This window comes from Maribacter aurantiacus, assembly GCF_005780245.1.
GTDB classification, from domain to species: Bacteria; Bacteroidota; Bacteroidia; order Flavobacteriales; family Flavobacteriaceae; genus Maribacter; species Maribacter flavus.
Window position 1 is genome coordinate 266,788 of sequence record NZ_VBUK01000001.1, and the last position, 26,985, is coordinate 293,772.

At 43.5% G+C, this 26,985-nt stretch carries 25 protein-coding genes; 3 read left to right on the plus strand and 22 right to left on the minus strand.

Annotation, left to right across the window (positions count from 1 at the left end; all coding sequences use genetic code 11):
* Positions 1 to 3: 3 nt before the first annotated feature.
* From FEK29_RS01220 to FEK29_RS01230, 3 genes are all read right to left on the minus strand, one after another.
* Positions 4 to 1,563: a sulfatase family protein gene (locus FEK29_RS01220; RefSeq protein ID WP_138256585.1), complete on the minus strand. Its 1,560-nt coding sequence runs from the start codon at positions 1,561 to 1,563 to the stop codon at positions 4 to 6.
* A 103-nt stretch (positions 1,564 to 1,666) separates the two neighbouring features.
* Positions 1,667 to 3,118, minus strand: a complete 1,452-nt coding sequence (locus FEK29_RS01225; RefSeq protein ID WP_138256586.1) for a M20/M25/M40 family metallo-hydrolase — start codon at positions 3,116 to 3,118, stop codon at positions 1,667 to 1,669.
* A 22-nt stretch (positions 3,119 to 3,140) separates the two neighbouring features.
* A complete protein-coding gene (locus FEK29_RS01230) occupies positions 3,141 to 6,302 on the minus strand; it encodes a WD40/YVTN/BNR-like repeat-containing protein (RefSeq protein WP_138256587.1) in 3,162 nt (1,053 codons plus the stop codon).
* 150 nt (positions 6,303 to 6,452) lie between these two features.
* Between FEK29_RS01230 and FEK29_RS01235 the strand changes: the two genes are divergently transcribed.
* From FEK29_RS01235 to FEK29_RS17865, 3 genes are all read left to right on the plus strand, one after another.
* Entirely contained in the window at positions 6,453 to 7,751 is a 1,299-nt protein-coding gene (locus FEK29_RS01235) for an aminopeptidase P family protein (protein WP_138256588.1), read from the plus strand.
* A 113-nt stretch (positions 7,752 to 7,864) separates the two neighbouring features.
* Positions 7,865 to 8,635: an exodeoxyribonuclease III gene (locus FEK29_RS01240; RefSeq protein ID WP_138256589.1), complete on the plus strand. Its 771-nt coding sequence runs from the start codon at positions 7,865 to 7,867 to the stop codon at positions 8,633 to 8,635.
* A gap of 2 nt (positions 8,636 to 8,637) precedes the next feature.
* A complete protein-coding gene (locus FEK29_RS17865; RefSeq protein ID WP_161595297.1) occupies positions 8,638 to 8,811 on the plus strand; it encodes a DUF4448 domain-containing protein in 174 nt (57 codons plus the stop codon).
* Positions 8,812 to 8,848: 37 nt separating this feature from the next.
* Here FEK29_RS17865 and FEK29_RS01245 read toward each other — a convergent pair whose 3' ends face one another.
* The 19 genes from FEK29_RS01245 to porW form a co-directional block, all read right to left on the minus strand.
* Positions 8,849 to 10,129, minus strand: coding sequence for a metal-dependent hydrolase family protein (locus FEK29_RS01245; protein WP_205123383.1), 1,281 nt, complete (start codon positions 10,127 to 10,129; stop codon positions 8,849 to 8,851).
* 240 nt (positions 10,130 to 10,369) lie between these two features.
* Positions 10,370 to 11,203 (minus strand): aldo/keto reductase, encoded by an 834-nt coding sequence (locus FEK29_RS01250; protein WP_138256590.1) that lies wholly within the window; start codon positions 11,201 to 11,203, stop codon positions 10,370 to 10,372.
* A gap of 128 nt (positions 11,204 to 11,331) precedes the next feature.
* On the minus strand, positions 11,332 to 11,676 hold the full coding sequence (locus FEK29_RS01255) for a hypothetical protein (RefSeq protein ID WP_138256591.1): 345 nt from the start codon (positions 11,674 to 11,676) through the stop codon (positions 11,332 to 11,334).
* A 57-nt stretch (positions 11,677 to 11,733) separates the two neighbouring features.
* Entirely contained in the window at positions 11,734 to 12,960 is a 1,227-nt protein-coding gene (locus tag FEK29_RS01260) for a murein hydrolase activator EnvC family protein (protein WP_138256592.1), read from the minus strand.
* Between the two features lie 4 nt (positions 12,961 to 12,964).
* Positions 12,965 to 13,753, minus strand: coding sequence for a DUF4292 domain-containing protein (locus FEK29_RS01265; protein WP_240042628.1), 789 nt, complete (start codon positions 13,751 to 13,753; stop codon positions 12,965 to 12,967).
* Positions 13,753 to 14,691, minus strand: coding sequence for a tetratricopeptide repeat protein (locus tag FEK29_RS01270; protein ID WP_138256593.1), 939 nt, complete (start codon positions 14,689 to 14,691; stop codon positions 13,753 to 13,755). Before FEK29_RS01270 ends, FEK29_RS01265 begins: the two co-directional genes overlap by 1 nt.
* Positions 14,692 to 14,847: 156 nt before the next feature.
* Positions 14,848 to 15,282, minus strand: coding sequence for a dUTP diphosphatase (dut, locus tag FEK29_RS01275; protein ID WP_138256594.1), 435 nt, complete (start codon positions 15,280 to 15,282; stop codon positions 14,848 to 14,850).
* An 18-nt stretch (positions 15,283 to 15,300) separates the two neighbouring features.
* Positions 15,301 to 16,758, minus strand: coding sequence for a lipopolysaccharide biosynthesis protein (locus FEK29_RS01280; protein WP_138256595.1), 1,458 nt, complete (start codon positions 16,756 to 16,758; stop codon positions 15,301 to 15,303).
* 80 nt (positions 16,759 to 16,838) lie between these two features.
* Positions 16,839 to 18,083 carry a TCR/Tet family MFS transporter gene (locus FEK29_RS01285; RefSeq protein ID WP_138256596.1) on the minus strand — a complete coding sequence of 415 codons (1,245 nt, stop codon included), beginning with the start codon at positions 18,081 to 18,083 and terminating at the stop codon, positions 16,839 to 16,841.
* A 92-nt stretch (positions 18,084 to 18,175) separates the two neighbouring features.
* Complete coding sequence (gene atpG / locus FEK29_RS01290) at positions 18,176 to 19,036, minus strand: ATP synthase F1 subunit gamma (RefSeq protein WP_138256597.1); 861 nt, start codon at positions 19,034 to 19,036, stop codon at positions 18,176 to 18,178.
* 91 nt (positions 19,037 to 19,127) lie between these two features.
* The gene (atpA, locus tag FEK29_RS01295) at positions 19,128 to 20,708 is read right to left on the minus strand and encodes a F0F1 ATP synthase subunit alpha (RefSeq protein ID WP_138256598.1); all 1,581 of its coding nucleotides are present in this window, start codon (positions 20,706 to 20,708) and stop codon (positions 19,128 to 19,130) included.
* A gap of 65 nt (positions 20,709 to 20,773) precedes the next feature.
* Complete coding sequence (atpH, locus tag FEK29_RS01300; protein WP_138256599.1) at positions 20,774 to 21,313, minus strand: ATP synthase F1 subunit delta; 540 nt, start codon at positions 21,311 to 21,313, stop codon at positions 20,774 to 20,776.
* A 1-nt stretch (position 21,314) separates the two neighbouring features.
* The gene (locus FEK29_RS01305) at positions 21,315 to 21,815 is read right to left on the minus strand and encodes a F0F1 ATP synthase subunit B (RefSeq protein ID WP_138256600.1); all 501 of its coding nucleotides are present in this window, start codon (positions 21,813 to 21,815) and stop codon (positions 21,315 to 21,317) included.
* A gap of 87 nt (positions 21,816 to 21,902) precedes the next feature.
* A complete protein-coding gene (atpE, locus tag FEK29_RS01310; RefSeq protein ID WP_013993139.1) occupies positions 21,903 to 22,091 on the minus strand; it encodes an ATP synthase F0 subunit C in 189 nt (62 codons plus the stop codon).
* A gap of 35 nt (positions 22,092 to 22,126) precedes the next feature.
* Positions 22,127 to 23,305, minus strand: a complete 1,179-nt coding sequence (gene atpB / locus FEK29_RS01315) for a F0F1 ATP synthase subunit A (RefSeq protein WP_138256601.1) — start codon at positions 23,303 to 23,305, stop codon at positions 22,127 to 22,129.
* A gap of 94 nt (positions 23,306 to 23,399) precedes the next feature.
* The gene (locus FEK29_RS01320; protein ID WP_138256602.1) at positions 23,400 to 23,783 is read right to left on the minus strand and encodes a DUF6168 family protein; all 384 of its coding nucleotides are present in this window, start codon (positions 23,781 to 23,783) and stop codon (positions 23,400 to 23,402) included.
* Positions 23,784 to 23,787: 4 nt separating this feature from the next.
* Positions 23,788 to 24,012, minus strand: coding sequence for an AtpZ/AtpI family protein (locus tag FEK29_RS01325; protein WP_138256603.1), 225 nt, complete (start codon positions 24,010 to 24,012; stop codon positions 23,788 to 23,790).
* Complete coding sequence (locus FEK29_RS01330) at positions 23,990 to 24,424, minus strand: bactofilin family protein (RefSeq protein ID WP_138256604.1); 435 nt, start codon at positions 24,422 to 24,424, stop codon at positions 23,990 to 23,992. Before FEK29_RS01330 ends, FEK29_RS01325 begins: the two co-directional genes overlap by 23 nt.
* A 3-nt stretch (positions 24,425 to 24,427) precedes the next feature.
* A complete protein-coding gene (porW, locus tag FEK29_RS01335; protein WP_138257315.1) occupies positions 24,428 to 26,983 on the minus strand; it encodes a type IX secretion system periplasmic lipoprotein PorW/SprE in 2,556 nt (851 codons plus the stop codon).
* Between the last annotated feature and the right edge of the window lie 2 nt (positions 26,984 to 26,985).

Here is a 26,985-nt window from a genome sequence, read left to right on the forward strand (position 1 = left end):
CCTTTAATCCAACTGAAGTTTTTCTGTATCTGTATCGCTATTTTTAAGGATGGCCCGATAGGAATCGATAAGTTCCTGTAGTTTCTCTGGATGGCTTTCTGCCAAATTATTTTGTTGCCCTATATCGTCCTGTAAATTATACAACTGATATACACTGTCATTTCCCAATTCAATATCCACCAAATCATTTATTACTGGACCATTGTATGGGGGAATCATCGCCCAATCCCCTTTTCGAAAAGCCGTTCTGGAAGTAGCCTCCAGTACCAACTCGTCCCGGCCAGATTCGCTCTTTCCCAACAATACGGCCATCAGGTTTTTGCTATCCTCCGTTGTGGTATCACTATTTACTAAAGAGGCCAACGAAGCAAAAAGATCCAATTGGGATACCATAGCATTGGAAACACCCGGAGCTATGGTTCCCTTCCAGTAGGTAATGAACGGTACTCGGGTTCCCGCTTCGAACAAACTATATTTTCCGCCACGCAGGGGACCGGCAGGTTTATGATGACCCAATTTTTCAACAGCTTCGTCGTAATAACCGTCGTTTACCACGGGGCCGTTATCACTGGAAAAAACGATCAGGGTATTTTCCAACAAACCTTCCTTTTCCAAGGTTTTTATGAACTCCCCTATGACCCAATCCGCTTCCAAAATCACATCGCCTCTAGGTCCCATTCCTGATTTTCCAACGAACCTTGGGTGGGGCGTTCTTGGAACGTGGGGCTGTTGTAGGGCGTAGTATAGAAAAAAGGGTCGGTCCTTATTTTTTTTGACATAGGTTTGGGCATCCGCCAGAAAATAATCGGCCATATCCTCATCGACCCATTTGGCGGCTTCCCCACCCTTCATAAAGCCTATTCGCGGAATGTCATTAACAATGCTGTTATTATGCCCATGGTGCCATTTCATTTTTAGCCTTTCGGGATTGTCCAACCCAGTAGGTTCACCCTCAAAATTCTTTTCATAACTGACTTGAATGGGGTCATTGGGGTCCAGATTCACGACATTCCCGTTTTTGATATAGACCGTAGGTACCCTATCTTGGGTGGCGGCCAAAATATTACTGTAGTCAAAACCTACCTCATTAGGCCCCGGACGTATGGTCTCGTTCCAGTTGATTTCCGCGGCACCTAGGCCAAGGTGCCACTTACCAACAATCCCAGTAGCATAGCCCTCGTTTCTCAAAAGCTTTGGTAGTGTGGTTTGGGCCGTATCAATAATCAAGGAAGCGGACCCCGGAAGGATTTTTGCATTTTTATTCCGCCAAGGATACACCCCGGTCAACAAGGCATATCTACTGGGCGTACAGGTAGCCGAGGTGGCATAACCATTCGTAAATCGTAGTCCGCCATTGGCCAATGCATCCATATTTGGAGTTTTCAATTCCGTAGCCCCATAGGCACTAAGCTCACCAAAGCCCAAATCGTCCATATAAATAATAACGATATTGGGTTTTGAACCATCAGCACTCGTCATTTCACTGGTGGTAGCAGCATCGTCTTTGCAGGAGAAAAGGCTCATTACCAAAATTGCAACTATAAGAAGTTGTCGATTTTTCATGCTTAGGTGATTTTGTTTTTTTCTCCTCTTAAATTCATGCCCAGCTGTCAGATGAATTGAATTTGAATTTGAATTTGAAAATTGAACTTGGGCTTATTCTATGCTACTCCTCCCATTTCCAATCGCCTCCAATGATCAATTTTTCCTTTAGGTCGTTTTTGATCATAAACTCCTTGGTGGTCTCACTGTCCATTTTGGTGGCGGGCAGCGTTTCCGCATTGGCCAAGCCATATAACATCATGGTGCCAAAACGGGAAGTATTGGTCATATGTTCCTCGTTTACTAGGTCAAAATCGTCGCAATCGGAATGGTAACAGCCATAAATAGAACGGTCCAAGTTGCTGTGGACGGACAAAATAGGCACCCCTTCCAACATGAAAGGTTGGTGGTCGCTATGCAATCCGGAACGGTTTGAAAATTCATTTTTATAGATGCTGTCCTGTTGTTGGATTGCGGCACCTAGATTGGTGAAAAAAGCCTCGTTATCTAACTTTCCACCAGCATTCATACCAATGGGATTGCCTGCCATGTCCAAGTTCATCATATACTTTATTTGGTCCATAGTGCCTTCTTTCAGGGCTTCTGCCACCATGTGTCTGGAACCAAAAAGGCCTTGTTCCTCACCCATGAACATGACGAATTTTACCGTTCTTTTTGGCTGAAGGTTATTGGCCTTAAACGCACGGGCAATATCCAATACCGCAAAGGATCCAATGCCGTTATCTATGGCTCCTGTGGCCAAATCCCACGAATCCAAATGGCCGCCAATGACGATGATTTCATTGGGTATCTCACTTCCCGGGAGGGTAGCTACCACGTTCCTGGCACTGATCATGTCGCTGTTATTCGTCATTTCAATTGTGGCGGACGCGGTTCCTTCTTTCAGCGTTTCTTTTAAGGCCATACCATCTTCCTTGCCGATACAAACGGCCGGAATGGGAATCAGTTCCCCGGTTACGGAGGCGGTTCCAGTTAATAGCACCCCATTGTCCACTTGGTTGATGATGATAATTCCCTTGGCACCGTATTTAATTGCTAAGGCAGTTTTTTCACTTCGGTGCAGATTGCTCAATCCCTCCGGACTTCCTTCCAAAATACTAATATACACCAAGGCAATTTTGTCCTTTACGGCATCGGGTTTTGCCGCATAATCTACTTCTAGGCCGTTGCCCATGTCCACGATTTCTCCCGATACCATGGCTTCCACGGGTGAATGTCCTAGCGTCACCGCCTTGACAGGTTCTTCATTTATAGTGACGGATACGGTTCCCCTGGACCAAGCCTCTACTTCAAAAGATTGATATTCCACATCCTCAAAACCATATTCCTTGAACTTATTATAGGTGTATTCCTCTGCCTTGGCACCGTTTTCGGAACCTGTAAGTCGGTGACCAATAGTTTCGGAAGCTTCCTTTAACGTACTGTAGCCTTTTGCGTTTTGCTTGATTTCGGAATCTATGCGGGCAAATAGTTCTGCCTGTGTTTCTGCTTTTTTCGTTTCGCCGCAAGAGACGGCTAAAATGGCTGTTAAAACAATAAAGAGTTGTTTTTTCATAGGTCTGCTAGTTGAATTTAATTTATGATTTTATCTTTTGGGTATGTTGTATTTGTAGTTCGCTTTGTTTCAATCGGGAATTCAATTGCTCCACTTCCACGGTTATGAATTTCTTAAACTTGGCATCTACCTCTTTAAGACGTTCATTAAAAATGGCATACACTTCCTGTTGTTGGTCCGTAGGTTTAAAATCTGCACCAAACCCACCGATGTCACTGGCCAAAGCACTCAGCCTACCATAAAGCTTTATGGGAGATCTAAAGGCATCTTCACGGGCCCCTGTCAGATGGATGTCATAAAGGCTGCCAGCTATGGCAATGGCCATGGCGCGTAGTTCCTCGGCTTTTTTTCGGTCCGCTGAGCGGCTTAACTTTGGGATGATATCATTGAGCTCTGCCCGTATCGCTTCAATATCATTGATCATGGTTACGGCCAAGTTCATCGCATCGCGAAGTTCCAAGGAAAAGGCTACTTGTTTTTGAATGTCTTTGAGATTACCTTCAGTACTCGGGTCTTTTAAAACCTCCAGTTCCCTACTATATTCTTTGTTGCCAATAACCAGTTTTACCTTATAGTTATCGGGTACTACTTTGGGACCGTATTGTCCACGCATTAAATCAAGGTCCCAAGTGACCAAGGGGCGCCATCCTTCACCATTGAGCTGGACCCATGGCCTTCCTGGTGGGGAGGTCTGAAGTTTTGGTTTATATGTGGGTTCATAGCGTAGGTTCCACATGACCCTATTGACGCCTGGTTTGTTTTTTCCTTCCAAGGTGCGGACTACTTCATCTTCCATGGTCAAAATCTGTATTTCGATTTTTTGATCGGTACTATCCTTTAAGAAGTAATTGATTTCCGCACCATAGGCAGGGTTAGTACCGGAATTTAAGCTAGGACCATCGGTTTTGATGCTTTGAACATCTTGGAAACGATATACCGGTCTAAGACTGAAAAGATGGGCCTCCTTATCCTTTGCATCCATATCGTATTCCCGTAAAGGGGAAATATTGTCCATGATATAATAGCCTCTTCCATACGTACCCACCACAAGATCATCAAACCGTTCTTGGATTTCCAACCAATACACGGGTGCAGGTGGCAGATTGTTGCGCAAACGCATCCAATGTTCACCATCATCATGGCTTATATAAAGTCCGTTATCAACTCCCAAGTAGAGCATTCCTTCCCTTTTGGGGTCTTCTTTGATAACATGGGCAAAGCTATGGACAGATTTTGGCACTGTATCGCTTATTAACTTCCAGGTCTGCCCATAATCCTCGGTTTTGTAAACATACGGGTCAAAGTCCCCCATTTGATGCAGGTCTACCGTGATATAAGCACTTCCCTTTTTATATCGGGATGCTTCTATGTTGGCAATGGTGCCCCATTTGGGAAGGTCAGGAATATTGGAGGTTACATTGGTCCAAGTGGTTCCTCCATCTTTGGTGAGCTGTACCTGTCCGTCATTGCTACCGGTCCAAATAAGGCCAGGTTCCAATGTTGACTCCACAATGCTGAACAAAACCGACCCATCAAAGGTCATAAGGTTGTCAACGGCGATACCCCCTGAATTTTGTTGATGGGTCTTATCGTTCAAGGTAAGGTCCGGACTGATCACTTGCCAACTTTGTCCGCCGTCATCACTTTTATGTACATATTGGCTGCCCACGTAGACCCTATGTTTTGTATGGGGCGAAAAGGCCAATGGAAAATTCCAATGCCAGCGGTATTTCAATTTTCCCGGTTCCCAACCGTAGCCTGCCTCTGGCCAAACCCGTACATCACGGGCGTGTCCTGTTTTAACATTGTAACGTTGCAGTCCCCCATCATAACAACCGGACCAAACAATGTCGTTGTCAAAAGGATCGGGTTGGGCAAAACCGCTTTCGCAACCGCCTACGCCCTTCCAAAGGCCCAGAGGTATATACCCCTGTTTGCTATTGCTGGGCCCCATATAGGAATATCCATCCTGGCGGTTTCCATAGACATTGTATGGAATTTTATCATCAACGGCTACATGGTACATTTGAGCTATTGGAAGCACGATCCGCTGAAAGGTTTTTCCATGATTCATACTGATACTGGCACCCCCATCATGGGCCACCATGAGTCGGTCCGCATTGGTGGGGTCCACCCAGATATCATGGTTATCGCCTCCGGCACTGTAACCACTTTCAATGGTCTTACCGCCATCCTTGGAAATGCTGAATTTAACACTGGCAAAATAGAGTTCATTAGGGTCTGCAGTTGAAACGGCCATACGCGTATAATAAGGGGCACGTTCTGCAATGTCATGGTTTCGGGTCTGTAGGGTCCAAGAGTCACCAAAGTCTTCGGAGCGATAAAGTGCCGGACTCTCGATTTCAAAAAGGGCATACACAATATTCGGACTGGAATGTGAAATGGCCACCGCCGTTTTACCAACGGGATGGTCTTCACCTCCGGGCAAACCGTTTTTGGACAAGGCCTCCCAAGTATCCCCGCCATTCAAGGTCCTGTAAACTCCTCCTCCCGGCCCACCGCTGTTCAAGCCCCAAGTATTGATATGTATGGACCACATGCCTACTAGGAGTCGGTCTGGATTTTTCGGGTCCATGGCCAGTTCGGCAGCCCCGGTGTTTTCGTCCACAAAAAAGATGCGTTCCCAAGTCTTACCGCCATCCGTGGTTTTAAATACCCCTCGTTCCTGCTGTGGTCCGTAGGTATGTCCAAGGGCAGCTGCATATACAATGTCCGGATTGGTAGGATGCACAAGAATGCGCCCAATGCGCCCCGTTTTCTCAAGGCCCATGTTTATCCAGGTCTTTCCACCATCCTCGGATTTATAGATGCCATCACCCATGGCATGGGCGGGCCGAATCACAAAGGTTTCACCCGTGCCCACCCAAATGATATCTGGATTTGTTGGGGTAATGGCCACCGAGCCAATGGATGAAACGTTCTGAGCATCAAAAATGGGGTTCCAGCTAATACCGCCATCGGAGGTTTTCCATAATCCGCCGGAGGCCGCACCGATATAGGTGGTCATGGGGTCTCCCGCCACCCCCGCCATGGCAATGGTACGGTTGCCTTCCGGTCCTATAAAACGAAACCGTAGGTTCCCAAAAACAGCGGGGTCTGTTTGGGGAAAAATCGAAACAAAATTTAAAAGAAGTAATACAAGCAAAAAATACCGGATTTTCATGACAATTGGTTTGTTATGGTATGGTGTACAAGTTAGCCAATTGTTGTCTAAAATAGCCCTTTAAAAAGGGTGTAATTGTGGTAAATATGTGGTTCATTTCTTAAGAAAACAGTGGCTATTGCTTAATTTTATGGCAAAATCATAGACTTCATGAAATACGAACAAATTCCCAACGCCCTATTTATAAAAAACCGAGAGAAATTTATGGCCCGCATGCGTCCCAAGAGCATTGCGGTCTTTAATTCCAACGACATTTACCCCATAAGTGCCGATAGTGTCATGCCCTTTGAGCAACATCGGGATATTTTTTATCTGAGCGGGGCCGATCAAGAGGAAACTATTTTGTTATTATTTCCGGATGCCATGGACAAAAAACACCGGGAAATTCTATTCGTAAGGGAAACCAATGAGCACATCGCCATTTGGGAAGGTGCAAAGTTGACCAAGGAAAAGGCAACCGACGTATCGGGGATAGAAACCATTTACTGGCTAAAGGAATTTGACAAAGTTTTTTTTGATCTGATGACCGAAGCAGATACTATCTATTTCAACACCAACGAACACTACAGGCAGGCAGTTGAAACGCAGACCAGGGAAGACCGATTTATACTGGCCTGCCAGCAAAAATTCCCTGCGCACCAAGTGGCAAAGAGCAACCCGATTCTTCAGGAAATCCGTGGGATCAAGGAACCGGAGGAATTGGAACTGATACAAATGGCCTGCAACATCACCGAAAAAGGCTTCCGTAGGTTGTTGGGCTTTGTAAAGCCTGGGGTTATGGAGTATGAAGTGGAGGCGGAGCTATTGCACGAATTTATACGGAACCGTTCCAAAGGATTTGCCTATCCGCCGATCATCGCCTCGGGCAACAATGCCAACGTACTTCACTATTTGGAAAATAATAAAGCCTGTAAGGATGGCGATATGTTGTTGATGGACGTAGCGGCGGAGTATGCCAACTACTCCAGCGACCTTACCCGGACCATCCCCGTTAACGGCCGTTTCACGAAACGGCAAAAGGAGGTCTACAACGCCGTACTAAGGGTGAAAAACGATGCGACCAAAATGTTGGTTCCCGGAACCCTTTGGGCGGAATACCATAAGGAATGCGGTAAATTGATGACTTCTGAACTTTTGGGCTTGGGTCTTTTGGATAAAGCCGATGTTCAAAATGAAAATCCGGATTGGCCCGCCTATAAAAAATACTTTATGCACGGCACCAGTCACCATATTGGGTTGAATACGCATGACTATGGGGAACTGAAGACTCCCATGAAGGCCAATATGGTATTTACCGTAGAACCGGGAATTTATATCCCCGATGAAAAAATGGGCATTCGTTTGGAGGACGATGTGGTCATCCAAGAAAAAGGGGATCCCTTTAATTTAATGCGCAATATTCCTATTGAAATTGAGGAAATTGAGGAGTTGATGAATAGCCCTCTCTAACTTCCCAAAAATGGTAGTACCCATTTGCATGTAGGATGATTTGTTTCAAAATGATTTAAAATAAGAGGTTTTTAATTCCTCAAAAACTAGAAAGAATTTAATAAGTAAAGATTATGAAATTAGTATCGTGGAACGTCAATGGCATAAGGGCTTCCGTAAAAAAAGGCTTTGAGGATGTTGTGTCCAGTTTTAATGCCGATGTTTTTTGTATCCAGGAAACCAAGGCCCAGGATGACCAAGTGGCAGAGGCCTTGGCCGAAATTACCGACTATACTTTATACACCAATAGTGCCGAAAAGAAAGGATATTCAGGCACAGGGATACTATCAAAACAAGAGCCCATTTCTTTTGGCAGCAATATGGGTATTGCGGACCATGATATGGAAGGCAGGATTTCCTATGCGGAGTACCCCGACTTCTATTTGGTCAATGTCTATGTGCCAAACAGCGGTAATGGACTCAAACGGCTGGATTATCGGTCAGGCTGGGATACTGATTTCACGGAATACCTTCAAAACCTGTCAGAAAAGAAACCTTTGATCATTACGGGCGATTTTAACGTGGCCCACACTGAAAATGATTTGGCCAATCCCAAATCCAATTACAACAAAACGGCAGGTTTTACCCAAGTGGAAATCGATGGGTTTGACCACATGCTCAAAACCTTGAACCTAGTTGACAGTTTTAGGGCTTTGCACCCGGATACGTTTGACAAATATACGTTCTGGAGCATGCGCGGCGGAGCCAGAAGCAGAAACGTGGGTTGGCGTATCGATTATTTTTTGGTCAGTGAATCTTTATGGTCCAAGGTAACCTCGGCCGAAATACATGACCAGATCATGGGAAGCGATCACTGCCCGATTAGTTTGGAAATAGCACTATAGATATGGGACTCCTATTGTTTTTACAGGACGTTTCGGAAATCGAAAAGAAAATCCAGGAGGCCCCTGATCGCTCGTATGAGATTGGTGTGGCCATTGGCACCTATCTACCTTTTGTCATCCTAATTTTGGTGGCCTATTTGTTTTATTACTACTCCAAAAAGCGGAGAGATTCTTGATATATGTACAGGATGATTTAAAAAAAGTGCGACTTATTTACTCGGTAGACTTTATTATCTCGCCGCCTTTCATTACAAATTGTACACGCTGTAATTCTGTAATATCTTCCAGCGGATTCTTTTTGGTAGCAATAATATCGGCGTATTTACCTACCTCAATAGTTCCTATACTATCGTCCATTTTCAAAAGCTCCGCATTTACTTTGGTCCCGGCAATAATGGCTTCCATAGGAGTCATGCCAAACTTTACAAATTCGTGAAACTCATTGGCCGCAAAGTTACCGGGAAATCCCACATTGTCCGAACCAATACCCAGCTTTACCCCTCTCTTATGGGCCTCCCCAAGTACCTTCATTCTGGCTTCCCTAAATTCCTTTTGGGAACGTTGCGTTTTTGTCAGTGCCACATTCCCGGGGTCCTTTAAGCGAAAATAGGTGCCAACCGTCAAAGTTGGTACTAGATAGGTGTCGTACTCCAAAAACAAGTCTATCGTTTCAGCATCCAAAAAGGTCCCATGCTCTATGGATCTTGCCCCAAATTTTATTGCTTTAACAATCCCCTCTTTGGCATGTGCGTGCATCATGACCGGAACATCCCTTTGGCCGGCTTCCTCTACCGCCGTTTTAAGTTCCTCATCACTAAAATGTACGTTCCTTGGGTTGTCTCCTGTAGACATAAAAGCTCCCGTGACCAAAAGTTTGATCCAGTCGCTCCCATTCTTGATTTCTTGTCTAATGGCCTTCCGCATTTCATCCTTGCCATCCACAATGAGACCATCAGGGATAACGGATTGTTCGTTGGAAATATAATTTATATCCCCTCCCCCTCCGGTTACTGAAATATAGTGTCCGGCACCAAAAATGCGTGGTCCTTTGAACAGGCCGGCATTTATAGCATTGCGGATCTCAAAATGTGCATATTTGGTATCGGCATCACCGGCAATCCTTATCGTGGTCCAACCAGCTTCCAGCCATTCCTGTACCGTCTTTAATCCCCTTAATGCGTTAAAAGCCGAGGAACCCTTTAAGTGATTGGTTTGGTATTCACTGCCGTAAATTAAAGGGTGGGTGTGGGCATCTATCATTCCTGGTAATACGGTATATTCACTTAAATCTATAACGGTATATCCCGCTTTTAGCAAGTCCATGGTGCCCACTTCAACTATTCGATCCCCCTTTATAAGAATTACGGCATCGGCTTGAACATGTGTATCTTTTGCCGTGATAAGATTTCCACAAATTAAGGCCGTTGTTTCCTGTGCCCAGGCAATGGTGAAACATAAAAAGATAAAAACGAAAGATAGACGGATACTATTCATTATTCTCGTAATGTTGGTACAGGTAAGAAAGATACAATTTTCATCATCCCTATTTTTAAATTAAATACGCGTAATGCTACAATAAGGTCATATTTCGAAGTTTGGGTGGGTAGCTATGAAAAATAGAAAGCTCAGCAAATACACTTCCCTATTGCTTGGAATACAAAAACTTCCGATTTGCACGAATCGGGCTAATAAATGAAAATGAAACAAAGTGTAAAAATCCTACACTATTATGGCTTAAAAATCAAAATGATCCGGATGTGGGCCACTGCGTTCATCCCTGTCCAGACTATCCAAAAAGGCCATGTCCTCATTGGAAAGTTCAAAGTCGAAAATATCCGCATTGGAGGCGATACGCTTTTTATGTACCGATTTTGGTATGGTGACCACCCCTTTCTGTAGGTTCCATCGCAGGATGATTTGGGCAGCCGATTTGTTATACTTGTCGCTCAATTCCTTATAAAAATCCAATTGGAATAGTTTCCCTTGCATGAAGGGAGACCATGCTTCATACTGAATGGTATTTTCAGCACAAAAATCCAAAAGCTCTTGCTGCACCAAATACGGGTGAAATTCCATTTGATTCACCATAGGTACAATGTTGCAGTCAGTTAATAAGTCATCCAAGTGATGCCGCAAAAAGTTACTGACCCCGATCGCCCTAACCTTTTTAGTTTCGTATAAATACTCCAAAGCCCTCCAAGTATCCTTGTATTTCCCCTGAACCGGCCAATGCACCAGAAATAGGTCGAGATAATCCACCTGCAAGCGGTTGATACTATCTTCAAACGACTGTAGCGTAGTGTTATACCCCTGCTCGCTGTTCCAAACTTTGGTCACCAGAAAAATATCCTCCCTGGCTACGGAACTTTCCTTGATTCCCCTGCCCACACCTTCTTCATTCTTGTACACCGAAGCCGTATCGATATGCCTGTACCCCAAATCCAAGGCATCCTTTACCGAATCTATGACCTCTTGGTCGTTATCGGCTTGGTAAGTTCCCAAACCTAAATAAGGCATAAAAACCCCGTTTCGTAATTCAACTCCCCCTGAAATGTCCGTAATTTTCATATGATTCGTTTTTTGGTTGTTCCCTTCGACTCCGCTCAGGGCAGGAGTTGTTGGTTGTTCAATTTTTAGAATAAAAATCAATAAAACAACATTTTGCTAACCTAATCTTGTATTGAACAAAGTTTTTTTTACTCCCCGCAAAATATGTCGGTCACAATTAACGTATTTGGGTCAAACTCTAATCGCATATTATCCGATCCAGCGAACACCATATCATATTCCAAGGTGTATTTTAATTTGTCATCATATTCTATAACAATTATTTCCGCTGATTTTTTATCTTGGGTCCAATATTGATATTTTAAATCCCCAATAATTTCTCGAGCCTGATTTAAAGTCATTCCGACTTCTATTTTTTCACAGTTCTTCCAATATTGATTAGTCAGCCTTTCTGCTTGAAAGAATTTAAAAGCGTTTAAAATCAAACTCATAAGTCCGATTAGCGCGAATACGTTGACAAGTAATTTTTTCATTCTTTATCCAACTAATAGATGCTAATTTTTATCTACATAGTACTAGATACCCAACACTTACAACCGGTATACCCATTCCTCTGGATTCAACCTATCCGTGTCTTGGTAGAGGTAAAATTTTAGTCGGGTCTGGCCATTTGACCGATTGGTATATATGGTTCCCAATTCATCCTTTATTTTCACCTTATCTCCTTTTTTTACATAAAGTTCGGACAAATTATAGTACGTACTTATAAAATTACCGTGCTTTACCTGAACTCCCTTGTTTCCGCCAGGCACTGCCAAAATGGCGATAACCTCGCCTTCAAATATGGCCCTTGCCTTAGATCCAGGATCTGTGGCTATGATGACCCCGTTGCTTTGGTGTTTTATTCCAGGGTATACGGCATCGTTGTATATACCAAAACCCTGACTTTTAATGCCCTTCTCAACGGGCCAAATTAATTTTCCTTTATTCGCCGAAAAATTGTTGGCCACTAGGGTCGCCTCCGGTGTCAACACGAATTTACTGGCACTGGTAGTGGTTTTACCAGCTTCTTTGTTGGAGGCGGCGATGGCCGACCGTATCAGATTTTCTATCTGTTGGTCTATTTTGCGGGCCTCCCTTTTTTTCTCATCAATCGCCTTGGCATATTTGCTTTCGTTCTGTCGGATGGTTCCCAATAGTTCTTTCTGCTCCTGTATCTCCGCGAACAATTGGTCTTTGGCCTTGGTGTTCTGGGCCAACAGTACCTCCTTAACCTTGCGCTCCTCGTTCAGATCCATGTTCAAACGCGTTAACTCCTCCGTTTTGGCCAAAATCTGTGCTCCCTGCTCCTTTCTATAGTCCGTGTACTGCTTCATGTATTGAAGCCTTTTAAATGCCTGATAAAAGCTTTCTGAGGACAATAGGAACATCAATCTGTTCTGCTTGGATTTGTTCTGATAGGATTTTTGGATCATCCTGGCATATTCCTCCTTTATTTCCTGTAGCTCTCCCTTGAGCTTACTGATGTTCCGTATGTTGGTGTTGATCTGTCTATTCAGTAAATTGGCCTGTTGGTTCGTAACCCGAATCAATTGTTGACGGACGGTAATTTTTTTATCGAGGGCCTCCATCTGGTCCAGGACCGTGCCCCTTTCCTTTTTTTCGGATAACAATAATCTATTGATTTCCCGGATTTCGTTCTGTAGTTGTTCCCGCTTTTCCTCCAAGGCCTTTTGCTCGGTGGTTTGCGACCATAAAAGAGGTGCTCCCCATAGCAAAAGAAGAAAAAAGATACTGCAATGTTGTTTTGCTACCATTACGCTACTCCAAGACGATTTCTTTAAAACCTTTCGGTATATTATAAGGAAAATTGACGTCACGATTCAATTCTATGTTTCTATATTCCAAAAGAATCCGGTTCTCGTTGTTTTCTTCTATCGCCAAAATGGATACCTCATTGGGTATGGCTACCTTCCCCACAAGTTGGTAGTTTTCATATTTGATTTCCAACAAGCGCTTTTTCAGGGGCTGTGACAATTGCTGTAGGTCCATCTTAAAGTTCTTGGGCTCGATTTGGAACAGGGTCTTGTAAAGCGCACCGGCAGTTTTTGGGGTCAAACGATAGTTATCCTTACCTATTGAAAGGTCAAACTTGTCATTTCTTAAGTCAAAAAGGGCCTGTCCCAACAACATGTTTTGAAGGATGGAGTAATCCACCTCGGTTCCCAAAAGCTTGCTCAAATAGGAGAAATCACCATCAAAATATTCATTGTCCATTTTGTTGTAAAAGGATACCCTATCCGGAGTGATATATGCCTTTACGATTCCTAAGGGAGCGCTGATCCATATGCCCTTATCCTTTTCCATCCGTAGACTTACGGATACGCTTTGTTCATCCTCCCCATCGGAATAATCGATTTTGACCCTTCCCGTAAGGGTCCTGAATTCCAACTTATTTTGGTAGTGGGCCTTTACGACGGACTTTGCCGATAGCCGATCATCCATGGAACCATCGGAAATTACCTTGGCACTTTTACAAGAAAAGACAATAAGCGCGAAACTACATACCGTAGCCATTCTTAAATATGTTCGTAAACTCAATTGCATCATTAAAATCCGGGTTTCACCTTGTTCAAATATTCGTCTGCCTTTTCCGTATTCCCCATGGCACCGTACACCTCTGAAAGCTCCTTGTAGATTTTATTCTCCAATACCGGGTCGTCTATTAGATAATCCAAGGCCGTCTCCAAGGCTTCCTTTGCCTCGTTGAGGGTGTTGCCCATTTTAAGGGCTACTCCATTCGCATAGTATAAAAAGGGCTGTAGGGGATACTTTTCAAGAGCCTCCTCCGTAAGCTCTAGCAGTGTTTTGGCATCCCTGGATGCGTTTATCAAGTCCTGTATCCGCTTTTCAAACGTACCCAAATCGCCGGCATCCCCGTTCTTGTTTTCAGATATGTCAATCTTGTTCGTTATAGTTCGCTGCTTTGCAATGGAATCGTTTATTTTGGATTGAAGGTACTCGGTTTTTACCGTTTTCTCCAATTCCATCAATATGCTCTTGGCTTCTTGATAGTTTCCCAGTTCATAATAAATAGTGGCCAGGTTCGATTTTAATTCCCGATTATTCCAAGGAATCTGTTCTTTTATGGTGCTCACGGTAGTGTTTTGGGCCTGCAAACTCTCTGCCAAGGTGTTGGCATACCAATAATTTTCCGGATCCTCCAAAACGGCTTCCTGCGCATATTCCTGGGCATTGATATACTGCTTGTCCAACAAATAGGATTTGGCGAGTTCAAAGGAAACAACTTCCTTTTCCGGTTCCAAATTCTTGCACTTTAAAAATGCGTTTATGGCCTTATCGTAATTTTGAATGCCCTTTTGTTTTAGACCTTCAAAAAAATATTGCTGAAATTCATCTGAATACTCCTCAATTGATACTTCCGCACTCTCCTCCTCGGTGATGGGACCTTCCTCTTGGGACAAAACAATCCCTGGGGAAAGCGTTGCTCCTAAAAAAAGTAGTAGCATTGGGACTGTCTTTTTCAAACGTTTAAATTTTAATAATTATTTGATAATAAATGAATTATAAAATTAAGAACGTGTGCAACCACTCGCTGTACTCGTTCTCTCATTAAAAATTTTAAAAATTCCCTTTTATGAAGAAATTTTTAAAATTTTTTAATGCTCGTTTCATTCGTAGTTCTATTTTACTCCGGTACTGCCAAAGCCACCGGCTCCCCTAAGGGTTTCGGATAGTTCTTCTACTACCTCCCATTCGGCGCGCTCATGTTTGGCGATAACCATCTGGGCAATACGCTCCCCGTTTTCAATGGTAAAATCTGTGTTTGATAAATTCACCAAAATAACACCGACTTCCCCCCTATAATCCGCATCTATCGTGCCAGGGGCATTCAACACGGTAATTCCCTTTTTGGCCGCCAAACCGCTTCTTGGGCGTACTTGGGCCTCATAACCTATGGGCAACTCTATAAACAGGCCTGTTTTAATAATGGCCCTATCCAACGGTTTTAGGGTAATTGGTTCTGCGATATTGGCCCTGAGGTCCATTCCTGCCGAAGCCTCGGTTTCGTAATGGGGCAGCTCATGTTCTGATTTGTTGATTATCCTAATCTTCATTTTTATTGTTCGCTACTCTTATTTGACAAATACCTTTTTCAAATTCTCGATTTCCATTTTGTACACCAATCCCAAGAAAATCAACAATAAAGGAATCCCTACAAATAAATTTCTATCAAAGATATAGAAGGATATAATTGAAAACAGTATGGAAACTCCTAAGTAAAATATAATTTTTCTGAAATTATAGGGTATGGGATAGTACATACGCCCAAAATAAAAGGACATTAACATCATAGATGCATATGCGACCAAAGTCGCCACGGCAGAAGCCACATAGCTAAAGTATTGTATCAAGGCAACATTTATGATGATGGTGAGAACGGCTCCGATCATTGAAATATAGGCCCCAAACTTGGTTCGATCCGTTACTTTGTACCAGACAGAGAGGTTGTGGTAAATACCCAAGAAAAAACTGGCCAGGATTATGATCGGCACTACGGACATGGCATCCCAATATGAAGTGTCCTGGATAAAGAGTTGTTTTAAAACATCGGCAAATACAACTACGGTCAACAGAATAATACTCCCCAATACCACAAAGTAGTTGGTAATCTGTGCATAGGCCTTCTGAGGATTTTTAGTGTCCGAATGGCTAAAGAAAAAGGGCTCTATTCCTAATCGAAATGCGGTAGCAAAAAGCGTCATGAACAAGGCCAATTTATAGCAGGCCGCATATTTTCCCATTTCACTTTTGGCAATATCGGGCGGTAATAATTCCGATAACAAATACTTATCAAAAACCTCATTTATTGTAAAGGCAATACCAGCGACCATTACCGGCATAGCATAGATCAACATCCGTTTCCATAAATCCACATCAAAAATATACGGCCTTCTAAGGTATACCCGTATCATAAGCAACAGTGTAACCGCGCTGGCAAGTAGATTGGAAATCAGTATGTAGGATATCTCATAATCCTGCACGTACAATTTGTTGAAGAAACCGGCCCCATTCTCAACTGCCAACGATGGGAGAACTAAAAGAAAAAACAGATTTAACCCCAAGTTCAGCGCTACGTTAAGCGTCTTTACCATGGCATATCGCATGGGTTTTTCATTCGCCCTCAACCAAGCAAAGGGAATGATTACCAGGGCATCCAATACTAGGATACATAGCACGTAGTTCATGTACTGGGCCTCTATATTGATGGCAGCGGCAATTGTCTTTTTAAATAACAGACCGATCAAAAGAAATAAGAACGAGGAACCCCCCAACGATAGCAAGGACGTTGAGACAACCTTCTTTTTGTTCTCTGAATCCTTGTAAAACCTAAAAAAAGCGGTTTCCATACCATAGGCCAAGAAAATATTGAAGATGGCAAACCAAGTAAAAATAAGGGTCACTTCTCCATACGTTCCCGGTGGCATGACCGAGGTATAAATGGGAACCAAAAGGAAGGACAACATCCGCGGGAGCACGGTTGCCAAGCCATAAATCGCCGTTTGTTTAAAAAGTTTTTTAAGCGGATTCAAGCAACTTAGATTGAAGTGTTAAATGTACCTATTTACCTTCGTTATACAAAGTTGGATTTCCCCCCAATCAACACATTTGTTCAATCCTCAACTTGAACCGGGGCCTGCTCGTCCGAGAGTTCCAGTCGTTTCATGGCAATAAATGCCATTAAAAACGCCACCAACAAGAAAAAGGCGGCCAATGTATAGGGTGCACCGGGATAGTAGATTCCTCCGCCGGGACGGATAAAAAAGTAGAATACGGGCGAGAAAACCAACTGACCAAGAATGGCGGTAATGCTCACAAGACCTGTGATGGAACCTTGGAGGTTTCCCTGTTCCTTTTCGGAAACTTGGTTGGAAATGATTCCTTGTACCGTTGGACCGGCAACCCCGCCCAAGGCATACGGGATTAAAAAGGCATATAACATCCATGGTTCCGATGCCAGGGAAAAGAAGAACATGCCTACGGTCCAAAGTAAAAAACCGACCGTGACCACAAATCGCTTTCCAAACTTTTTGACCAGGACACCTACCAATACACCTTGAACGATGGCCACCAAAAGCCCTACTACCATCAAGGATACCCCTATTTCCTTGGGACTCCAATTATAGCGTTCAATTCCGTAGTAAGACCATGTGGAGGGTAGGGCCTGACCGGCCAAATTCGCCAGAAAGAAAGCAAAAATGAGCAGAAGTACCCCTTTATACTTCCGAAGGGCAAATAAGGAGACCCCGGGAATCATCTTTGTAAGATTGATAGCCCTTCTATTTTCCGGTGTTAGGGATTCGGGCACAAAAAACAATCCGAACAGAAAATTCGCAAAGGTCAGTCCCGCGGCGATGTAAAAGGGTAGGCGGATGTCGATCTCCCCGAAAAAGCCGCCCACGCCCGGACCAATGATAAAACCCAGACCAAAAGCGGCACCGATCAATCCAAAGTTCTTAGCCTTGTTCTCCTTGGTACTGACATCTGCAATATAGGCCGATGCCACCGTAAAACTAGCACCGGTAATACCGGCCAAAAACCTTCCCAAGAACAACCAGGTAATACTTGGTGCCCAGGCATGGATCAGGTAATCGATACTTAAACCTAGCAATGCCAGCAAAAGAATGGGGCGCCTTCCAAACTTGTCCGAAATCTCGCCTAAAACGGGCGAAAACAAAAATTGCATCCCTGCGAATGCCGTGGTCAACCACATCCCATAGATTACGGCCATGGCCGTCCCCTCGCCAGTTAATTCCATGATCAAATCTGGGATAATGGGGAGAATGATGCCAATTCCTATAACATCCACCAAAATGGTGACGAAAATAAAGAGTAGGGCCGATTTTCTTGATTTCATAGAAGGAACAAAAGTCGGAAAAAAGTCTTCCTGATGGCAAATAAAAACCCCTACGTTTCCGAAGGGGTTTTAAATATACTGGATATGTCTAATTAGTTGTTCAAAGCCTCGGCCCCACCAACAATTTCAAGGATTTCATTGGTAATAGCCGCTTGTCTTGCCTTGTTATACGTCAATTTCAATTGGTCCCGCAATTCCTTGGCATTGTCGGTCGCCTTGTGCATGGCCGTCATTCGAGCACCGTGCTCACTGGCAAAGGAATCCCTTATCGCTTTGTACAACTGTGTTTTCAGGGATTTAGGAATCAATTGCTCCACGATTTCGGCTTTGGAAGGTTCGAACATATAGTCTGAATTACTTCCTTCCTCACCTTCCGCAGGAATAATCGGTAAGAATTGTTCCGTCATGACCAACTGGGTAGCCGCATTCTTGAATTTGTTGTACACGATATCCATGCGGTCATACTCCCCTTTGGCAAACTTTTCCATTAAATCCTCGGCGATTTCCGAAACATTATCAAAGGTCAAATCGTCAAATATCCCATTGTGATTTGAAATCACATTGTAACGCTTTTTTAGATAATCATTCGCCTTTTTTCCGATTGCAACAAAGTCGACTTGCTTACCTATATAAACGTTTTCTACAAGATTAACGCTCTGTTTTAAGATATTCGAGTTAAAGGCACCACAAAGACCACGGTTGGATGTAATGGAAACCACCAAGACCTTATTGACCGCCCTATTGCTCGCATATACACTACCAGAGTCACCTTCCAAGCTAGCACTAAGATTCTGAAGCAGCTCCGTTAGTTTATCCGCATAGGGTCTCATGGCGGTAATTGCATCCTGTGCCTTTTTCAACTTTGCGGCAGATACCATTTTCATGGCACTGGTTATCTGCATCGTTGAAGACACCGATGTAATCCTGTTACGTATTTCCTTTAAATTGGCCATTCCTTAAAGTTCTAAATTCTGAATTCAGAGTTATGAGTTTTTGACTATTGCAACCAAAATTCGTATTTACTCACCATTCAGCATTCTTAATTTACTTCTTATATTTCGCTGAAAGCTCTTTACAAACCGTTGCAAGCGTATCCGTAACCTCATCGGTCAGTTTACCTGCTTTTAAGGTATCCAATACGTCCCTATGCTTGGCGTTCAAGAACTCCAAATAGTCACGCTCAAACTCCTTTACCTTATCAACGGGAACATCGCGTAGCAAGTTCTTGGAACCGGCGTAAATAATCGCAATTTGATCTTCAACGGTAAAAGGATCGTTCTGGGCTTGCTTCAATATCTCCACGTTCCTACGTCCTTTTTCGATTACGTTCAACGTAGCCGCATCCAAATCGGAACCAAACTTGGCAAACGCTTCCAATTCACGGAACTGTGCCTGGTCCAATTTCAAGGTACCGGCCACTTTTTTCATGGATTTGATCTGTGCGTTACCACCCACACGCGATACGGAAATACCCACGTTGATCGCTGGTCTAACCCCTTGGTTGAACAAATCCTGCTCCAAGAATATCTGTCCGTCCGTAATGGAAATTACGTTGGTTGGAATATAGGCCGATACGTCACCCGCCTGTGTTTCGATAATCGGTAAGGCCGTTAAAGAACCACCTCCCTTTACCATCGGTTTTAATACCTCCGGTAAATCGTTCATATTCTTGGCAATGCTATCGTCATTTATAATCTTAGCGGCACGCTCCAGCAACCTTGAGTGCAGGTAGAAAACGTCCCCTGGATAGGCCTCACGTCCCGGTGGTCTTCTCAACAACAAGGAAACTTCACGATAGGCGACAGCTTGCTTGGACAAATCATCATAAATAATCAAAGCAGGACGACCTGTATCCCTAAAATATTCCCCGATGGATGCACCTGCAAAGGGAGCATATACCTGCATAGGTGCAGGATCTGAGGCATTCGCGGCAACAATCGTAGTATACGCCATGGCACCTCTATCCTCCAATGTCTGGGCAATTCCAGCTACAGTAGAAGCTTTTTGGCCCACAGCTACGTAGATACAATAAACAGGCTCACCAGCGTCGTAAAACTCTTTCTGGTTCAAAATGGTATCGATACAAACCGTAGTCTTACCGGTCTGACGGTCACCGATTACCAACTCACGCTGACCTCTACCCACTGGAATCATCGCGTCGATGGCCTTGATACCGGATTGCATCGGTTCCGTTACGGGCTCCCTATAGATAACCCCGGGTGCCTTACGCTCCAATGGCATTTCATAGGTTTCTCCAGAAATAGGTCCTTTACCATCGATCGGATTTCCCAAGGTGTCCACCACACGGCCCACAATGCCTTCACCTACATTGATGGAGGCGATACGTTGTGTTCTCTTTACGGTCGCTCCTTCACCTACGGCTTTGGAAGGCCCTAGCAATACAACACCCACATTATCCTCTTCCAAGTTCAAAACGATTCCTTCCAAACCGCCTTCAAACTCCACCAATTCCCCATATTGGGCGTTTGCCAAACCATAGACCCTAGCGATACCATCACCAACTTGCAATACGGTTCCTACTTCGTCCAAAGTAGCGGTTGCATCAAATCCTGATAATTGTTTCTTTAAAATTGCCGATACTTCAGCGGCTTTTACTCCTGCCATTTTTGTTCCTGTTTAAGATAATCCCGTCGACTAGACTCCGGGTAAATTCCATTGCTGGAATATAATTATAGACTGTTTGTAAATTCTCTTTTTAGATTGTTTAGTTTGTTGGAAACGCTTGCGTCGTATTGCAAATCCCCTACCCTTAAAATAAAACCACCAATGATACTCTCATCGATTTTATTTTCTAAGGTCACTTCCTTACCTGTAATGGACGCCACCTGTTTCAACAACTGCTTTTCCAAATCTGCCGTCATTGGAACCGTCGTGGTTACATAGGCCACGTCCTTTCCTTTCAGCGATTCGTTTAGAATGATATACTTTAATGCGACTTCGTTCAACAAGGAAACCCTTTTGTTCTCCACCAACATGTTCATCAGCCCTTGGGAAATGGCATGGCAACCTTTGAAAACTTCCTTGAGAACGTCCTTTTTGGCCGAACCGGAAATCACCGGATTGGAAAGCATATCCCGAAGCTCTTTACTATCGGAAACAGTACTAACCACGGAACGCATGTCCTTTTCCACGGCATCCGTAGCCTTGTTCTCTACCGCTAAATCCAATATGGCCTTGGCGTATCGTACCGCCGCTCTAGAATCACTCATTTTAATTCAATTTGATGTCACCCAGCATCTTCTCAACCAACTGCAATTGCTTATCCTTACCGGATAGCTCCTCCTTGATTACTTTTTCCGCTATGGAAACCGAAAGTTCAGCCACCTGACTTTTTAGCTCCGCCACTGCCGCCTTCTTTTCGCTTTCAATGGTCTCCTGCGCCTGCTTGATCATTTTATCGCCCTCAACCTTCGCCTGCTCCTTGGAATCCGAGATCATTTTTTCCTTAATTTCACGGGCCTCCTTCAACATCGCCTCACGCTCCGCACGGGCCTCCTGTAACATTCTATCGTTATCGGCTTGAAGATTTTGCATTTCTGCCTTGGCCCTTTCTGCAGCAGCCAATGCTTCTTGGATACCATTCTCTCTTTCATTAAGCGAGTTAAGAATAGGTTTCCAAGCAAATCTCACCAATAGGAATATCAGTCCTAACAATAAAATGGTCTGTACGACAAATAGACCTGGTGAAAAATCGTTTATTAATGTTTCCATTTATTTTGAATTTTTATACGAATCAATGATTAAAAAACACTTCCTGCAACCAACCGTTGCAGGAAAATGCTTTTTGGCTTAACGTTCTTATTTTCCTAAGAACAAGGCACCGAATGCCAAACCTTCCAAAAGTGCAGCGATGATGATCATCGCAGTTTGGATTTTACCGGTCGCTTCTGGTTGACGGGCAATACCTTCCATTGCCTTACCACCAATCTGACCAAGTCCAATACCTGCTCCAATTACGATCAAACCTGCTCCAATTAAATTGTACATAGTAAACTGATTTATATATTAAATTAAAAACACTCTTAAATAAAATCCGCCCTTACATCTTCCTCGTCCGGAATTTCATGGCCGTTAGCGTCATGATGGTGTTCATGATCATGTTCGGCCACCGCCATCCCAATGAACAATGCAGAAAGCATCGTAAAAATATAGGCCTGTAAAAAGGCGACCAATACCTCGATAAGGGTTATGAAAAACGACAGTATCAATGAAAGTCCGGTAGCACCTGCCACTCCCAAACTATCCTTAAGGGTGAACATAATGGCTATCAAGCTCATTACCACAATGTGCCCGGCAGATATATTCGCAAACAATCGGACCAATAATGAAAAAGGTTTGATCAAAAAGGCACCTGCCAATTCGATGATGGCCAGAACCGGTCTAATCAAAACCGGAACCCCGGGCATCCACAACATGTGCATCCAGTAGTCCTTGTTTCCACTAAATGTATATATTATTAACGTGAGAATAGCCAAAGCTGCAGTAACTGCCAACTGTCCCGTAACATTAAACCCAAAAGGCGTAAGCCCCAATAGGTTCAATATCCATATAAAAAAGAATACGGTAAGTAGATACCCCGTAAACTGTCTGTATTTTTTTTCACCGATGTTTGGCTTGGCAATCTCGTCCCTAACATAAATGACCAAAGGTTCCAATACACGGCCAAAACCTGTGGGTACGCTTTTGTTTTTATACTGTCTAGCCAAAGAGGAGAAGGCCCACAACATGAACAACCCAACCAATAGAATTCCAACAACACTTTTAGTAATGGAAAAATCCAACACCTTGTGTGCATTGGTCGCGTGATGGCTCTCATCCAGGTTTACCGATGTGGCACCAGCTTCCAACTCGTAAATTTTACTGTGCAGTTTTACAAATTTGGAACCGTTTTTTTCCACGATTACCTCGCCATTGTCATCGTGATGAAATTCAGAGGACATAAAAGTAGCCAAGCCATTACTGGACCAAACGATTACGGGTAACGGAAAACCTACGTGTTTTCTTTCGCCTTCAGCGTTTGTATAGGAGAACAAATGGAAGTCGTGGGAGTCCTTGATGTGGTGATTTATATATTCCGATACTTCCTCTTTCGTGTCAACAGCACCTTCATCTTGACCTTCGGAGAACGCAAAACTTTGGAGTGAACTTACTATTGCCGTAAACAATACTAGATTTCTTATCACTTTGGAAACTTCCTTCATTATTTCTTTATCAAAAATTATGCTCCTGAAAATTTGCGCAAAAGTAGTCAATCTAGATGTAATACAAAGAATTTTAAAGGCTTAAAATTCGACCTTATTTTTCACGCATGATTTTTGAAACAAAAATCACTTCCAAAGTCAAGAATATAATAATAGGAAGTAGCATCATAGCCCTGTAAAAATGGGGAAGTGGTTGATCTCCCATGAGTTGCGGAAAGAACATAGCGGTAAAAACCACAATCTTGAAAACTAACATCCCTATATACAAAAAACCCAATTGTTCAAAGACTTTTTGATTTTTTGAAAGGATTTGAAAGGCAATTACCAACAGTAAAGAGAAGAAAAAATGGAATATATAGGACTGTTCCAACAACTGTAAAAAGTCAGTTTCCAAATCCATCAAAACCGTTTGGCCCAAAAAAGAAATCGTGCCCACCATAGTGAACACGATCGTATATAAAAGAATCTTTCTGAACAATTGCCTATTTATTTAAGGACATCACCTTTTTAATGACCAGATATATGGACAAAAATACGGCAAGTAAGGTAATGGTGTCCTCTAAAAAGGTTTTTTGAAATTTTTCATCCAGCCAGGCGCCCAATAAATTCCCCAAATATATGGTTGCGCCCATTTGTATGGCAATCCCGGAAAGACTTGCCGCGGTGCGCAATAAATTGGAATCGTTACGAGGCTTTTGCTGGCTCATTTTTTGTGTTCATGGAAGGTTTAAAACTTCCAGAATTGCTAGCTCCGGCCTTTCCTCCGCCCATGGTACAGGAAGCGTTGAAAGTAGCCCCGGGCTCTACGGCCAATTTGGAAACGGATACCGTTCCTTCAATTACTGCGGAAGATTTTAGGGAAAGTAGGTCGGACACCAAAAGCTCCCCATTGAAACTGCCTTCTATATCGGCATTTACACATTCCACCTTACCATGGATATACCCATCCTTTCCAATGACCACCTTGCCGGAAGTCTTCACATTGCCATCCAGCTTGCCGTCAATCCGGAAATCCGCTTCGGAGATGATATCCCCTTTTATTTTCGTATTCTTTTCGATTCTGTTTGGTTGTCCTCCTATTTCGCTCATAGTTCTAGGTTTTTGTTTATCTGAAAACATTGTTCAAGGTTTTGGGGTTAAAAGTGTATTTCTGTATGCCTCTAAATTCTTATGTACTTGGATTATTTTATAGTTGTCCGATAAAATTACGAAATTCTCATCAGCCACCCGGTAATCCTTATTGTTTTTTAAAAGTTCCGAATAGCCCAATGCAAAGTCCTTGGATTTGAAACCGTGGACCACCACAAATTGGTCTTCCAGATTGTATATGTCCTTGGATACGATGTTCTTGTATTTTAAATCTACAATGGACTTTTCCAAGAGCACCATCAATTTCAACGCCTTGTCATTATTGCTCCTCTTGAACGGAAAGACCACTTTCCAGTTCGATGTTCCCGTGGAGCCCGTTTCAGGCGAAAATTCCGTGGGTTCCAGTTTGGGAAGTTGCTCCGCCACCATCTGTTCCGCCTTTTTGCCTTCGGGGCTGTTTGGATAGGTAAGCGCCACATAGTTGAGGGCTTCCTTAAATTCTTCAAATCCCTGCAACCTACCAATGGCATTGGCCTTCAACATTTCGAACTTTGGCACGATGGGGTCTCCAGTAAACCGATTTATATTCTCCTCCGAACCGGTAATGACCTGTAAAAACTGTTGGTCCTGAAATTTTTTGAACAAAAGTTGGTACCTGTTTTCCGGACTGTCACTATCATCGGCAAGCTCTGCCTGTGGGTTCAATAATATCTCCGCATAACGGGAACCGGCATGGTTTGCAATGATATCCGCCTTCATGGAAGCCATCAACGGACTGTTCTCAGCCTCGTAGATTTTATACAAATTGTATTTGGAGGGAAGTATCAAACGCTCTTCCGGATTGGACGCCAGCACATTTTCAAGCTTTTCTGCAGCCAACAGGTTTTCATTGAACTTTTCCTTATAAATAAGCCCTAACTGATAATTGGCAAAATTTCGTTCCGTTTTAAGGCTATCTATTACCGTTTCCTCCTTGGGAACCCTATCCATATAAAAGTCCAACGAGAACTTTTCATCCTCTGTAACGGCAGCATCAGGGTCGTTATTTGCCGCTATGGCCTCTCCCGTAGCTTCGGATATATTGGAAACCGCCTTGTTGGACCAACGCCAGTCATCGGCCAGTTCCCTATTGCCCCATCGGTTCTTAAAATCGTTCTGGCCGTATCCCAGACTGGTAATATTGTAAAAGTAAAATTTACCTTGGTTCTCCTTGCCTCCCTTAGATTTGGCGAAGGTCGCAAAACCATCGGTCAACTTGTCCCGTTCCTTTTTCTGTGCCGCTTCCTTGGCCGCTTGTAAATCGGCTATATGCTTTTCAAAATAGGCGATTCGGTCTTCTATGGGCATTTCGTAGATGGTTATGACACTATCGGTATACTGAACAATATCCTCATATTTTATCACGTCCTCAAGGTTGTCCAATTTCTTTTTGATGGTGCGGTACTTTTTGGTGTTTTCATCCAAATTCACAAGCACACTATCATAATAGTCCCCGGCATTTTTGTACTGATTTTTGTCGAAATTGTATTCTGCCAAATTCTCATAGTTGAGAGCGTTCAGTTTTGGCTCGTTCTGCGTAGCCCGGAGCGATTTGTTGAAATAGGCCAACGCCAGACTATCGGAGCCTTGTTCCAAATGGAATTCGGCAATTTGCCGGTAGATTTTGTCCAGAAATGGCCTGTTTTCCCGGTTCTCCTCCAATTCCGACAAATACTCCAGCATTTCCTCCTGATTTTCGGAAGTGATGGCCGTATTCCTTATTTTTTGGATTTCGGCATTGATCATATACACCCTAGGCGATTTTCTATTGAGGTCGATCACCTTATCAAATGCGTAATTGGCACTGTCCTTATAGCCCAACTGATTGTACAATTGCCCAATGATGTAATAATACCGGCCTTTCTCCGGATTCTTTTTGGTGTAATAGGAGGCCACCTTTAATTGTTGAATGGCCGTATCCGGCGCGTTCAGGTTGATGTAGGCCTGTGCGAGCATGGCCCGGGCATCCGCATATTCCTGGTCCTTTAGGGTCTCAAACTTCATCAACCGCTTTAGGTTCTTGATGGCCAGCTCCTCATTTTCGAGCCTGATATTTACCTTTTCCCTCCAAATACTGGCTTCGTTCAGCTTATTGCTTTCCGTGTATTTGTTGAGGATATAATTAAAGGATTCCAATGCCGGGATGTAACGTTCATCAAAATAGCGGGCCTTGCCCAACAACAAAAAGGCCTCATCGGTCTGCGGATTGCGTTCCTCGTCCTTGATGTCCATGCTATGCTTCTGGATGGCCTTGGTCGCCTTTTCCTCGGCAATGATAAAATTTGGGTTGTTATCCTCCGAATCCAATTTAACCTCTCCCGATACCTCCAAACGCTCTATGGGCAGTATTTCCCAATAATCGTCCTTGTAGGAATCGTTCAACGTGGCCCTACCCTCTTCAAAAGCGATATTGCCGTTGTACAGAGTATTGTACTTGGTATTCAAGGCGTGCCAATTGCGATTTATAAAGGCGTCCTTTTTCGTGGAACAGGCATTGAAGAGTACGGTTCCTAGAATAAGCGATAAAAAAAGTTTGTTTCTGTAGTTCAAGA

Bases quoted from the DNA above. Each gene is read 5' to 3' on its own strand.
- FEK29_RS01220 (WP_138256585.1), bottom strand. From the start codon at position 1,563: ATGAAAAATCGACAACTTCTTATAGTTGCAATTTTGGTAATGAGCCTT.
- FEK29_RS01225 (WP_138256586.1), bottom strand. From the start codon at position 3,118: ATGAAAAAACAACTCTTTATTGTTTTAACAGCCATTTTAGCCGTCTCT.
- FEK29_RS01230 (WP_138256587.1), bottom strand. From the start codon at position 6,302: ATGAAAATCCGGTATTTTTTGCTTGTATTACTTCTTTTAAATTTTGTT.
- FEK29_RS01235 (WP_138256588.1), top strand. From the start codon at position 6,453: ATGAAATACGAACAAATTCCCAACGCCCTATTTATAAAAAACCGAGAG.
- FEK29_RS01240 (WP_138256589.1), top strand. From the start codon at position 7,865: ATGAAATTAGTATCGTGGAACGTCAATGGCATAAGGGCTTCCGTAAAA.
- FEK29_RS17865 (WP_161595297.1), top strand. From the start codon at position 8,638: ATGGGACTCCTATTGTTTTTACAGGACGTTTCGGAAATCGAAAAGAAA.
- FEK29_RS01245 (WP_205123383.1), bottom strand. From the start codon at position 10,129: ATGAATAGTATCCGTCTATCTTTCGTTTTTATCTTTTTATGTTTCACC.
- FEK29_RS01250 (WP_138256590.1), bottom strand. From the start codon at position 11,203: ATGAAAATTACGGACATTTCAGGGGGAGTTGAATTACGAAACGGGGTT.
- FEK29_RS01255 (WP_138256591.1), bottom strand. From the start codon at position 11,676: ATGAAAAAATTACTTGTCAACGTATTCGCGCTAATCGGACTTATGAGT.
- FEK29_RS01260 (WP_138256592.1), bottom strand. From the start codon at position 12,960: ATGGTAGCAAAACAACATTGCAGTATCTTTTTTCTTCTTTTGCTATGG.
- FEK29_RS01265 (WP_240042628.1), bottom strand. From the start codon at position 13,753: ATGATGCAATTGAGTTTACGAACATATTTAAGAATGGCTACGGTATGT.
- dut (WP_138256594.1), bottom strand. From the start codon at position 15,282: ATGAAGATTAGGATAATCAACAAATCAGAACATGAGCTGCCCCATTAC.
- FEK29_RS01285 (WP_138256596.1), bottom strand. From the start codon at position 18,083: ATGAAATCAAGAAAATCGGCCCTACTCTTTATTTTCGTCACCATTTTG.
- atpG (WP_138256597.1), bottom strand. From the start codon at position 19,036: ATGGCCAATTTAAAGGAAATACGTAACAGGATTACATCGGTGTCTTCA.
- atpA (WP_138256598.1), bottom strand. From the start codon at position 20,708: ATGGCAGGAGTAAAAGCCGCTGAAGTATCGGCAATTTTAAAGAAACAA.
- atpH (WP_138256599.1), bottom strand. From the start codon at position 21,313: ATGAGTGATTCTAGAGCGGCGGTACGATACGCCAAGGCCATATTGGAT.
- FEK29_RS01305 (WP_138256600.1), bottom strand. From the start codon at position 21,815: ATGGAAACATTAATAAACGATTTTTCACCAGGTCTATTTGTCGTACAG.
- atpE (WP_013993139.1), bottom strand. From the start codon at position 22,091: ATGTACAATTTAATTGGAGCAGGTTTGATCGTAATTGGAGCAGGTATT.
- atpB (WP_138256601.1), bottom strand. From the start codon at position 23,305: ATGAAGGAAGTTTCCAAAGTGATAAGAAATCTAGTATTGTTTACGGCA.
- FEK29_RS01325 (WP_138256603.1), bottom strand. From the start codon at position 24,012: ATGAGCCAGCAAAAGCCTCGTAACGATTCCAATTTATTGCGCACCGCG.
- FEK29_RS01330 (WP_138256604.1), bottom strand. From the start codon at position 24,424: ATGTTTTCAGATAAACAAAAACCTAGAACTATGAGCGAAATAGGAGGA.